9 protein-coding genes and 1 pseudogene are annotated in these 11,919 nt (G+C 33.5%); 1 reads left to right on the top strand and 9 read right to left on the bottom strand.

Translation table 11 applies throughout. The features are described 5' to 3' along the window. Nucleotides 1–21 precede the first annotated feature (21 nt). Complete coding sequence (locus tag QMG60_RS11740) at nt 22–519, bottom strand: hypothetical protein (protein WP_281865004.1); 498 nt, start codon at nt 517–519, stop codon at nt 22–24. A gap of 83 nt (nt 520–602) precedes the next feature. Here QMG60_RS11740 and QMG60_RS11735 point away from each other — a divergent pair. Further along, nucleotides 603–1,568: pseudogene (locus tag QMG60_RS11735) on the top strand (AAA family ATPase); the annotation flags it as partial. A gap of 83 nt (nt 1,569–1,651) precedes the next feature. Here the strand turns inward: QMG60_RS11735 and QMG60_RS11730 are convergent. The 8 genes from QMG60_RS11730 to QMG60_RS11695 form a co-directional block, all read right to left on the bottom strand. Then, nucleotides 1,652–2,392: a hypothetical protein gene (locus QMG60_RS11730; protein WP_281865003.1), complete on the bottom strand. Its 741-nt coding sequence runs from the start codon at nt 2,390–2,392 to the stop codon at nt 1,652–1,654. A gap of 209 nt (nt 2,393–2,601) precedes the next feature. After that, entirely contained in the window at nt 2,602–5,319 is a 2,718-nt protein-coding gene (locus tag QMG60_RS11725; RefSeq protein ID WP_281865002.1) for a DNA gyrase/topoisomerase IV subunit A, read from the bottom strand. 57 nt (nt 5,320–5,376) lie between these two features. Beyond that, a complete protein-coding gene (locus QMG60_RS11720; RefSeq protein ID WP_281865001.1) occupies nt 5,377–7,245 on the bottom strand; it encodes a DNA topoisomerase IV subunit B in 1,869 nt (622 codons plus the stop codon). A gap of 164 nt (nt 7,246–7,409) precedes the next feature. Continuing rightward, entirely contained in the window at nt 7,410–8,585 is a 1,176-nt protein-coding gene (gene pncB / locus QMG60_RS11715) for a nicotinate phosphoribosyltransferase (RefSeq protein WP_281865000.1), read from the bottom strand. Nucleotides 8,586–8,630: 45 nt separating this feature from the next. Beyond that, a complete protein-coding gene (locus tag QMG60_RS11710) occupies nt 8,631–9,611 on the bottom strand; it encodes a transglutaminase domain-containing protein (RefSeq protein WP_281864999.1) in 981 nt (326 codons plus the stop codon). After that, a complete protein-coding gene (locus tag QMG60_RS11705) occupies nt 9,612–10,136 on the bottom strand; it encodes an NAD(P)H-dependent oxidoreductase (protein ID WP_281864998.1) in 525 nt (174 codons plus the stop codon). A 67-nt stretch (nt 10,137–10,203) separates the two neighbouring features. Continuing rightward, nucleotides 10,204–11,124 (bottom strand): YihY/virulence factor BrkB family protein, encoded by a 921-nt coding sequence (locus tag QMG60_RS11700; protein ID WP_134140900.1) that lies wholly within the window; start codon nt 11,122–11,124, stop codon nt 10,204–10,206. Between the two features lie 116 nt (nt 11,125–11,240). After that, nucleotides 11,241–11,918: a TIGR02117 family protein gene (locus QMG60_RS11695; RefSeq protein WP_281864997.1), complete on the bottom strand. Its 678-nt coding sequence runs from the start codon at nt 11,916–11,918 to the stop codon at nt 11,241–11,243. Nucleotide 11,919: the final 1 nt, after the last annotated feature.

Below are 11,919 nucleotides of genomic sequence, written 5' to 3'. Positions count from 1 at the left end.
TAAATTTCGGCGTTCCTCTTTTTAGTCGACAAACATTCTATATGGAAATACGTTTGACGATCTATTCTTAAGATTTTTCATGAAGCTGTCACATAGATACTCCCATTCGGAATTTGATAAATGTTCCTTTTCTTCTGGATTTGTTTTTATGAAAATATCTACCGTTCGGCTAAAACCTGCTTTTACAGAAATTTCTTTTCGAGTTCCTTTTTCTATTTTAATATCGGTAATCGAATTTTTAAAATGGTTAAAACCAAAAGCTTTAATATCAGCAAAAGTTACGATTCTGCCACGGGTTAGTAATGCATTTCTGTACGCTAAAATCCTGTCCTTATTATTTTGCTTATTTACGCCTCCAACAGTATTAGTCATTAAGGTAACTTTGTTGCTTATAAAAAATAAATCTTTGCAGTCTAAAGCGGTTCCTGCTTTAATGTCATTTCCCTCTTCTGCACAGGTTGACCAGTAATTTATTTGAAATGTATTATCTTTATATTGATCAGATTTAGGTTTGATCATTATATAAGGATCATTATTTTTTAAAAAGCTGCTTTCCTTTGCCTGCTGCTCTACCGAAGCCAAGAGCTGGCTGATCTGCAGGAATACCAGCAGGAAAATTAAACGAAGAAGAAAAACAAAAACTTAACAATATTGAGCAAGTTCTTAACCAAAGGGTAATTGGTCAAGATCATTGTATTGCAACAGTTGCAGGTTCAATTCTAGAATCAAGATCTGGATTAAGCAAAGCTGGACAGCCAATCGCTTCTTTCTTTTTCTTAGGTCCAACAGGAACTGGTAAAACAGAACTGGCCAAAAGTCTAGCCGAATTTCTTTTTCAGGATGAGAATGCAATTATACGTTTTGACATGTCTGAATTTAAAGAAGAACATTCAGCGGCTTTACTTTACGGGGCGCCTCCGGGATACGTAGGGTATGAACAGGGAGGCTTACTGGTAAACAAGATCAGACAGAAACCTTACTCTATAGTTTTATTTGATGAAATTGAAAAAGCGCATCCGTCTGTTTTTGATGTTTTTCTTCAAATTATGGACGAAGGAAAACTGCACGACCGACTAGGAAAAGAAGGTGATTTCTCTAATGCTATTATTCTTTTTACTTCGAATATTGGTGCAGACCACATTGTTGAAACTTTTAATAGTGGTCAAATTCCTGCCTCAACTTCTTTAATGGAAATTATGACGAATTATTTCAGACCAGAATTTTTAGGACGTTTAACTGAAATTGTACCTTTTGCGCCTATCAGTAAAGAAAATGCTCTAAAAATATTTGAAATTCACCTGAAAAAAGAGTTTATGGATTTACTCAAAAACATCAATATTAAAGTCGATATTCCAATAGAAGCTAAACTTTATCTGGCTGAAAATGGGTATAATGCTAAATACGGAGCAAGACCGATTAAAAGTATCATTCGAACGCATTTAAGAAGACCTTTAGCTAAGAAAATAATCTCAGGAGAAATAAAAGACGGAGATACTATTTTTGTTAGTATTGAAAACAATGAAGTAAAATGGATAAAACAAGAATTAATCTCTATCTCAGAAAATTAATTCTAAAAACTTCAATACAAAAAAGCCGCTAAGATTAATTTCTTAGCGGTTTTTATTTTTAATTGATGTTACAATTTCTAATATTAATAAAAAAATTGAGTTGTTTCCTTAGCGTTTCGATTTACTAAACTTTTAATTTTTTCAGTTGGATAATCTTTAGCATTATATTTATAAGCGTTTGTAAATTCAGTGGTTACACCTGAATTTGAAATACAAGTTTGTTTAACTACATTATTAACAGATACATCATGATCTAATAATAAATTAAATCCTAAAATATTTTTACTTGGATTATTTTTATTGTCATATTCATAATATACACCTGTAGTCATAACTCCATTCTCATACTTTTCACTACTTAATAAATTGCCATTTGAAAACTTATAAACTCCTAAAACTGTAACTATTTGAGATCCTGCTTTAATAGATTCCAAATAACTTATATTTCCATTATCAAAATAAGTATATTCTGTTTCGCTTATTTTTTCACCATTAGGCAACATGTTACTTTTAGAAACCAATTTTTCATTATTATATGTATAATCTATATAACTTTGAAGCATCCCTCTTTCGAAGAATTCTAGTTTTGTTATTTTAGTTCCTGTGTAAATATATCGTAGTTCATTTTCATTATTCGATGTATTACTAACTATCTTATTTCCATCGTATAAACATTTCACTTCAGAAAAGGAATTATCAGCCCCTGTAATAATTGTCTTTTTAAGTAAAACTTCAGAAGTTTTATCTATGCTTTGTGCATCATTACTTGAACAAGAATTTAATACCAATAAAATGGCACTAACTAGACATAAAATTTTTTTCATAATTTGATTTTTAAATGAATTGCTAATTTAAAAATCAAAAAAAGTTATAAGTAACCACAATAAGTTAATTTTATAACAATATAAGACTTATTAAAAATATGTTAATCGAATAAAGTAATAGGCAAATAATTAAAAAAATAATCATTTAAAACTAAAACATTAATCTCGATAAAAAAACGCTAAGAAATTAATCCTAGCGGTTTTTATTTTTAATCTAAAACCAAACCTATTTGACCATCGTCGTCTAATTCTGTTTCAACTGAATCTTCGTCTGACAATTCTGGCTTCTCTGGAACTTCTTCAACTGGTTCGTCGTAGGGAAGCGGATCTAACAAATTAACTTGTTTTAATTTGTCAGTTGTCAACTGATTTCCTAGAGCCTTGAAGCCTTTTACAGCTATAAAATCTTCAACATCAATATGTAAATCTTCTTTTTGAACTCCTTTTACTTTTGCAAAAACCAATTGAGCCACAGGACGATAATCTGTCGACACAATTTCTAATTGCGAATTCGGGTGATCTGTAATAAAGCTTTCTTCCTTTCCTTCATTCTCCACAAGAAAACGTTTCAAGAAATAGCGCTCTTTTTCTCCATCATAATAAATTGCCGAAATTGGCTTTTTAGGCTTCCATTTTTCCAAAACAATCATATCTTCTTCAAAATGAGTTGATAATTCTGGAATAATTACTTTTAATTTTCCTGACTGGCTAATTATTAAGATTTTATCTGTTGGTTTAAATTCTCCAAGCAGTTCTCCTCTTCCATCAACATTTAGACGTTTTACAGTATCATCAAACCAAACTTTTCTTGGCAGTAAAGTCGAAATTCCTTTTTCTTTTAATTCGATTTTCTTGATTGGATATTTTGTTACTAAATTTCCTTTTGATCCACGGCCTTTAATAGCCAGCTTAGCAAAATCAATATCGAATTTCAGTTTCTTAATGGTTCCTATTTGACGCAATAATATGGTTACAACCTCAGCTTCTCCATTTGGATTATGTGAAAAATAAACCACTTGCGAACCATTTGTTCCGTTTGTCAAATCGTATGCTTTGTCACGTGTTACCCCTGTCACATTAAAGCGTTTGATATAAGACGGACCCGATTTACCATCACGGTACATCATGTTATAAATCGTACGTTTATCACTCTTATCAAAAACAGCAACATGAATTATATCTTTACCTATAAACGTTTTAGCGTCTACTTTTGTAATCATCATTGTACCGTCGCGCAAAAATACAATTACATCATCAATATCAGAACAATCGGCAACGTATTCGTCTTTCTTTAAGCTGGTTCCTACGAATCCTTCCTCGCGGTTTACGTACAATTTGGTGTTACGTAAAACGACTTTGGTTGCTTCGACATTATCAAAAACACGAAGCTCTGTCTGACGTTCACGACCTTTTCCGTATTTCTCTTTTAATTTGGTAAAATACGCAATTGCAAAATCTGTTAAATGCTCCAGATTATACTCGACTTCTTTCATTTCTTCTTCTAACCTTGAAATCAATTCATCGGCTTTATCCGAGTCAAAACGGGTAATACGAATCATCGGGATTTGAGTCAAACGCTGTAAATCTTCATCAGTGATTTCTCTAACGAATGATTTTTTGAAAGGCTCAAAACGATCGTATAAATATTTGTAAAGCGATTCTCTGTCTCCATACAACTTGAAATCAATATACATTTCTTCGCGAATGAATATTTTTTCCAAAGTAGAGAAATGCCATTTATTCTTTAATTCTTCTAATTGAATTTCTAATTCCTGACGAAGCAAATCTACGGTTCTGTGCGTTGAAATCTTCAACATTTCAGAAACACCAATAAACAACGGTTTATTATCTTCAATAACGCAACCTAAAGGCGCAACAGAAGTTTCGCAGGCTGTAAAAGCAAATAAAGCATCAATTGTTTTATCTGGCGAAACACCTGGGAAAAGATGAATTAAAATTTCAACATCGGCTGCTGTGTTGTCTTCAATTTTCTTGATTTTGATTTTACCTTTATCATTGGCTTTCAAAATACTATCAATTAAACTTGATGTATTGGTCGAAAACGGAATTTGCGTTATGACCAGTGTATTTTTGTCTAATTGCGAAATCTTAGCACGCACACGTACACGTCCGCCACGCATTCCGTCATTATAATTGGAAACATCGGCAATACCAGCCGTCATAAAATCAGGATAAAGCGTAAATGCTTTTCCTTTTAAAATTTTAATAGAAGCATCAATCAACTCGTTGAAGTTGTGAGGCAGCACTTTTGTAGAAAGTCCAACTGCAATACCTTCTGCACCTTGTGCCAAAAGCAATGGGAATTTTACTGGAAGATTGTTTGGTTCTGCACGACGACCATCATACGAAACTCCCCAATCTGTAATTTTTGGAGAATATAAAACCTCCAACGCAAATTTAGATAAACGTGCCTCAATGTAACGCGAAGCTGCCGCTCCGTCGCCTGTTAAAATATTACCCCAGTTTCCCTGGCAGTCAATTAGTAGATCTTTTTGACCAATCTGCACCATTGCGTCACCAATACTCGCATCTCCGTGTGGGTGATACTGCATGGTGTGCCCTACTACATTGGCAACTTTGTTATATCGACCATCATCCAGCTCTTTTAAAGAGTGCATAATACGACGCTGAACAGGTTTAAATCCGTCCTCGATAGCAGGAACTGCACGTTCCAGAATTACATACGAAGCATAATCCAAAAACCAATCTTTGTACATTCCCGTTACTTTTGTAATAACGTCTTCGCCTTCTTCTTCTTGGTTTTCGTAAAAATGCTGTCCTTCAAAATGCTTAGCATCTACATCGATAATCTCATCTTCATCTCCATCCTGATTATCCATCAGGTTTTCATCTGAATTATTCTCGTCGTCGTTTGGAATTATGTTATCGTCTTCTTCGTCTTTCATATATTTTGTTCAGTATAACTACTAAAAAATTCTTCTATAATTCTTTTATTCTTTCTTCTAAACCTCTACCAACTCATCGATCTCCACCTTCAAATTCTTGATAATAAAATCTTGTCTGTCTGGAGTATTTTTCCCCATATAGAAAGATAATAATTGCTCAATAGAAGTGTTTTTATCCATCATAACCGGATCAAGACGAATGGTTTCTCCAATAAAGTTTTTGAACTCATCTGGCGAAATCTCTCCCAAACCTTTAAATCGGGTGATTTCTGGTTTTGGTTTTAGTTTTTCAATGGCTTCTTTTCTTTCTTCTTCAGAATAACAGTAAATGGTTTCTTTTTTGTTTCGAACCCTGAAAAGAGGCGTCTGCAAAATGTACAAATGCCCTTCTTTGATTAATTCTGGAAAAAACTGTAAAAAGAAAGTAATCAACAGCAAACGAATGTGCATTCCGTCGACATCGGCATCGGTTGCGATTACGATGTTGTTGTAACGTAATTTTTCTAGTCCGTCTTCGATATCTAAGGCTGCTTGAAGCAAGTTGAATTCTTCATTCTCATACACAATTTTTTTTGTCATTCCGTATGAATTCAAAGGCTTACCACGCAAACTGAAAACGGCTTGCGTATTCACGTCGCGTGACTTTGTAATCGATCCAGAAGCCGAATCTCCCTCGGTAATAAAAAGTGTGCTTTCTAAGTTTCTTGGGTTTTTGGTATCTGGAAGATGCGCGCGGCAGTCTCTTAATTTTTTATTATGAAGATTGGCCTTTTTAGCACGATCTGTAGCCAGTTTTCTAATTCCTGATAATTCTTTACGTTCGCGTTCTGCCTGTAGAATTTTACGCAATAAGGCTTCGGCAGTCGGCGGGTTTTTATGTAAATAATTATCTAATTTGGTTTTAATGAAATCGTTAACGAAAGTACGAACAGAAACTGGAGGTGTTCCATCATCTGAACCCATATCTGTAGAACCTAATTTTGTTTTGGTCTGAGACTCAAAAACAGGTTCCATTACTTTAATACTAATCGCACTCACAATCGATTTTCTAACATCTGATGCTTCGAAATTCTTATTGTAAAATTCACGAATTGTTTTTACAACAGCTTCACGATAGGCCGCTAAGTGCGTTCCTCCCTGTGTTGTATTCTGACCGTTCACAAAAGAGTGATATTCTTCACTGTACTGCGTTTTACTATGTGTTAACGCAACTTCAATATCATGCTCTTTTAAGTGGATAATTGGGTATTCTAAATCTTCTTCGTTAATTGTTTCTTCTAATAAATCGCGAAGTCCGTTTTCTGAATAATATTTTTCTCCGTTAAAAATAATCGTTAAACCATTGTTCAAATAACAATAATTTTTGACCATTTTGATCACATATTCTAAACGGAATTTATAGTTTTTGAAGATCGTTTCATCTGGCGTAAAAGTCACTTTGGTTCCTTTACGTTTTGTTGTATCAATTACATCTTCTTCTGAAACTAAATTTCCTGCAGAAAACTCCGCCGCTTTTTGTTTATCGTCACGAACAGATTCTACTCGGAAATAATTGGAAAGCGCATTTACCGCTTTTGTTCCGACACCATTCAAACCAACTGATTTTTGGAAAGCTTTAGAATCGTATTTTCCACCTGTATTCATTTTCGAAACTACATCGACAACTTTTCCTAACGGAATTCCACGTCCGTAATCACGAACGGAAACCGTTTTGTCCTTGATTGTCACTTCAATAGTTTTTCCAGAGCCCATTACGAACTCATCGATACAGTTATCTAAAACCTCTTTTAAAAGAATGTAAATACCATCGTCTGGAGAAGAACCGTCTCCCAACTTTCCGATGTACATCCCTGGACGCATACGAATATGTTCTTTCCAGTCGAGTGATCGAATATTATCTTCGGTATATTGATTTTGCTCTAGCATAAGGTGAATTGGATTTTTGGCTAATGTACCATTTATCGGTAAAAAATGAAAGCGTATTTTTTTTTTGTTATGAATAATAACAGTTTAAAAATCTATTTAAATTGATTTTAAAATAAAACGGACGCTAAAATTATCAAAAAACTGCATTTTCAGCAAAAAAAATACTATTTGATTCCGAGTACTTGTTTTGCCAAAGTAATCATTTCGGGAGTTCCAGTATTTTTATTTTTTTCGTCAGAAAGCTTTACTACGCCCTGCCAATGTATATTATCGGGTTTTGTGTCGGTTAATTTGATAACCATATTCATGGCAGGAAGACCAACATCATTAGTGAAATTTGTTCCAATTCCAAATGACGTTTTGATTTTGTCCTGACAAAAATCGACAATCTTTTTTACTTTATCGTAATTCAATGAATCTGAAAAAACAATAGCTTTCGATTTGGGATCAATTCCCATTTTAACGTAATGCGAAATCACTTTTCGGGCAAACTCAATTGGGTCACCGCTGTCGTGTCTTACACCGTCAAAAAGCTTGGAATATTTTTTATCAAATTGATTGAAAAATATTTCTGTAGTGTAAGTATCGGTTAAAGCAATTCCGAGGTCGCCTCCATAAACTTGCGTCCAATGTTCTAAACTTATAGAATTGGCCATTTTAAAACCATATTGTGCGGCATGAAACATAAACCATTCATGGGCATGCGTCCCCAAAGGTCTTCTGTTATTGACCATTGCAAAATGCACATTACTGGTGCCAATAAAACTTTGTCCTCCGTATGCCTTCAAAGTTTCATTTACCAAATCATGTACATCATACGAATGACGGCGTCTTGTGCCGAATTCTAAAACCGAAACTCCTAATTTATTGTAATTGTCAATTTTCTCTTTCGTTAAATCTTTTATCGCTTCATCATTCAATCGAATTAAATGATTTGACTTGTAAAAAAGTTCTGAAATCAAAGCCATCAAAGGTACTTCCCACAAAATGGTTCTGTACCAAAATCCTTCAACAGTAACTTTTATTTCTGAACCTTCCTGGCTAATCTGCACTTCAGATGGATCAAAACTATAACCTTGCAGAAAATCTAAATAAGTTGGATCAAGATAAGGGCAATAATGTGATAAATAACTTTTTTCTTCTTTCGTTAACCGAAGATCTGCCATTGCATCAACAGAATGTCGAAGCAAATCTGCAAAGCCAGCTGGAAAAATATGTTTTCCTCGATTTATAAATCCGTAACGAACTTTTGCCTTAGGAAAAAGCTTTATTACAGCATGCTGCATTGTAAATTTGTAGAAATCATTATCTAAAATAGATTTCAGGAAAGTTGTTTCCATAGCTTTTAATTCGAATCATTACTTGCTAAGATACGTCAATTAAATCTATTTTGGAAGTATTTTGAAAGACACAACACTACTCGTATTTACAAAAATAGTAATATAGTCTCCTACGTTATTATCAATAAGAATTTGGAATTCTAAACCGCCTCGTTTCTCTTTTGGATTTTGAACTTTAACTGCCTGATTCTTTTTATTGAGATAAAAAACCTGATTTGATTTTGAAACATTTTTGATTTCAAAATCGATTTTATCTCCTCTTCTTACCTCTAAAATTCCAGAATCTGGAGCTTTTATTTTATAATCTTCTTCAATAGTTTTATTATAAATTAAAGGCCCGTTTAAGAAATCTTCTTTGCTTAATCTATTTCCTAAAAAAGAACCCGAATCTGGAAAATGTTTAGCAAAGAAATAATCGGGATCTGTATCGAAATAAATAGGCGCAAAATCATTTACCATTCTGCCTTTACTGCTGTCATAGTAACCCTGCCCCCAAGTTACATCAATTAAACGCCACTTTTTATCAATCAAAACCATATTCCAGGCATGATTAGAAGATGTTGTTTTTCGTCCGATATCACGAACTGAAGTTTTAGAATCTCCGCGGATTATTTCACATTTAATTCCCACTAAAAAAGCCAAATGCTGATACAAAGCCGTAAAGCCTTCACAAACTGCTTTTTTTGAAGTAAATGCTTTCTGAATCAAATCATCATTCATCTGTTTTATTTTTCGCTGCTTTTCGGCTTCTGAAGAATAGGTAAAACCGCGCACTCTTGGCGGATTCAAATAAGCATTATAATCGTATTTTATATTGAGAGCAATCCAAGTGTAAATAGCACGTGCGCGATCATAATCCGAATTAAAATCATTCTCGATTTTATCGGCTAACTTTTCTGTAGTATTAAAGCTTTTAGGATATTTTGCAACGATTTTATCTACTTCATTAAGCTTTTGAGCAAAAGTAAAATTTAGAAAAAAATAGTGCAGGAAAAGAAATATAAAAGCAGGTTTGGGTATTCTCATTTAAAAACAATCTTTAATAATATCTCTTAACTCTTTGTCTAATTCAGCATTAGAAATTTGATTTTTCTCTAAATCAAAATTGGCATTAAATGCTGGAAGCGAAAATGAAGCTTTAATTTCGGCACCATATCTTGGCAGAGCATTACGAGCTATTTCTAGAACAGATGCTCCACCTCTTGTTCCTGGCGACGTAGCCATAAGTAACATCGGCTTTTTCTGAAAGACTTCTTTATTAATTCTGGAACTCCAATCGAATATATTTTTAAATGCCGTTGAATAGTTGTTATTATTTTCTGCCAAAGAAACTACTAATATATCTGCACTGGCAATTTTTGCAAGAAATGCTTTTGCAAGTTCATGCTGACCAATTTCTTTCTCAATGTCAACACTGAATAAAGGCATAGCAAAATCATTAAGATCTAAAACTTCAACCTCAGCGTTTTCAAACAAACTTGATGCATAAGTCGCTAAACGCTTGTTGATTGAATGCTGGCTGTTACTTCCTCCAAACGCTATTATTTTCATATTCGTGGTATTTATTTTATTTTAATAACAAAGTTCTTGCCACAATTATAAAGATTAATATTTGCGGCTAAGCTTTATTTTCGATCTCGTAAATTTCTTTTTGAATCTCAACTGAATATTCGTTCGGATAAATTTTTCCACCGTACGATTTTGCGTATACTTTCGTAAATTCTGCTCCAAAATACAGAATAATTGCCGAATAATAAACCCAAACCAGAATTATTATCACAGATCCAGCTGCGCCATAAACAGAGGCTACAGTAGAACTTCCCAAATAGAAACCGATAGCAAATTTACCAATCATAAAGAGGACGGCTGTAACTCCCGAACCTATAAAAGCATCTTTCCATCTTATTTTTCCGTCTGGTAAAGTCCTGAAAATAATAGTAAAAAGCAGTGTTATACTAGCCAGCACAATTACGACATTGACCACATAAAACAAATAAACAGTGCTTTCTGGAAAATATATTTTTAAGCGTGAGCTCACTAAATCTAATGTTGTATTTACCAAAAGACTGACCAGCATTAAAAACCCTACTGATGCAATCATAGAAAAAGACATTAATCTGTTTTGAATAAACTTTTTAACTCCTTTATCCGGCTTGGCACGTAATCCCCAAATAAAATTAATAGAACTTTGTATTTCGGCAAAAACCCCAGAAGCTCCAATTAACAGCATCACAACTCCAAAGACGGTTGCAAACATATTATCACCAGATAATTGAACATTTTTTATTGCTTCCTGAATTTGACTTGCCGCACTATTGCCAACCATTCCGTTTATTTGTCCGTATAATTGACCAGTCACAGCATCTTCTCCAAAGAAAAAACCACAAATAGTAATGATGATAATCAACAAAGGAGGCAATGCAAATATGGTATAATAAGATAAAGCAGCACTTAGCTTGATAGCATTGTCATCGTTGAATTCTAAAAAGGTGTTTTTCAATAGAAACCATGACTTGGAGAATATATTTTTGATTTTCATTTGCTGATTTTTTGAGATACTCTCAAATTTACGCATTAATCAAAATCTTAAATTCTCGTTTTTTAGTGGAATCTTATATTTTTTCCATGTTAGTTTAAGATTAAAAAGCAGAATATTTATTGATAATGACAAAAAATTCCTTTAGCATAAACCGTCCATAAACTTGCTTTTTGATTGGCGGCTTTCAAAGCAGAATTTGCCCAAGTATTACAAGTATAAAAAAGACTGTAACTTCCTTTTGCTTCATAAAAAGCATCTTTTTTTCCGTAACTGTGACCTTCAATCCATTGCGGGTGAATAGGGTCGCTGAAACTTTCAGATATGTAAGAAACTAATTTTTGATAATTTTCTTTTGAGACTAAAATACGTTTGCAATCTTCTCCCTCTTTTAATTGTTTGAAAAATGTAGTGTGCATAGCTGATGAACTTACCCCAAAAGCTGCTTTTAAAGCTGTACTGGCTTTTAAATCTGACCATTCTGGCGTATCGAGATAAAAACCTTTATCGCCCCAGCCGAAAGCGATAAAATTCATTAGTGAATCTTTGGATTGAGTTTGACAGAATTGAATTTCGTTTCGCCAATCTTTAATTTCATTTTTTATCGGAACGACAATATCGGTATGAACACCGTTTGAAAGTATGTAAATGGGAATTGCATTTTGTTCCTCAACTTTTGCAACATCTGAATTGACTGTAATTTTAGAAATGAAATAAACAGAAACCACATAAAGAACAAGAAAACTGAAGATTCCGAAAAGTGTCCAGCCCAGAAATTTGAAGGTTTTTTTTAGCATT

The organism is Flavobacterium sp. GSB-24, from assembly GCF_027924665.1.
Lineage (GTDB): Bacteria > Bacteroidota > Bacteroidia > Flavobacteriales > Flavobacteriaceae > Flavobacterium.
This window is presented reverse-complemented; position numbering and strand designations above follow the sequence as displayed.

Bases quoted from the DNA above. Each gene is read 5' to 3' on its own strand.
- QMG60_RS11740 (WP_281865004.1), bottom strand. From the start codon at position 519: ATGATCAAACCTAAATCTGATCAATATAAAGATAATACATTTCAAATA.
- QMG60_RS11730 (WP_281865003.1), bottom strand. From the start codon at position 2,392: ATGAAAAAAATTTTATGTCTAGTTAGTGCCATTTTATTGGTATTAAAT.
- QMG60_RS11725 (WP_281865002.1), bottom strand. From the start codon at position 5,319: ATGAAAGACGAAGAAGACGATAACATAATTCCAAACGACGACGAGAAT.
- QMG60_RS11720 (WP_281865001.1), bottom strand. From the start codon at position 7,245: ATGCTAGAGCAAAATCAATATACCGAAGATAATATTCGATCACTCGAC.
- pncB (WP_281865000.1), bottom strand. From the start codon at position 8,585: ATGGAAACAACTTTCCTGAAATCTATTTTAGATAATGATTTCTACAAA.
- QMG60_RS11710 (WP_281864999.1), bottom strand. From the start codon at position 9,611: ATGAGAATACCCAAACCTGCTTTTATATTTCTTTTCCTGCACTATTTT.
- QMG60_RS11705 (WP_281864998.1), bottom strand. From the start codon at position 10,136: ATGAAAATAATAGCGTTTGGAGGAAGTAACAGCCAGCATTCAATCAAC.
- QMG60_RS11700 (WP_134140900.1), bottom strand. From the start codon at position 11,124: ATGAAAATCAAAAATATATTCTCCAAGTCATGGTTTCTATTGAAAAAC.
- QMG60_RS11695 (WP_281864997.1), bottom strand. From the start codon at position 11,918: ATGCTAAAAAAAACCTTCAAATTTCTGGGCTGGACACTTTTCGGAATC.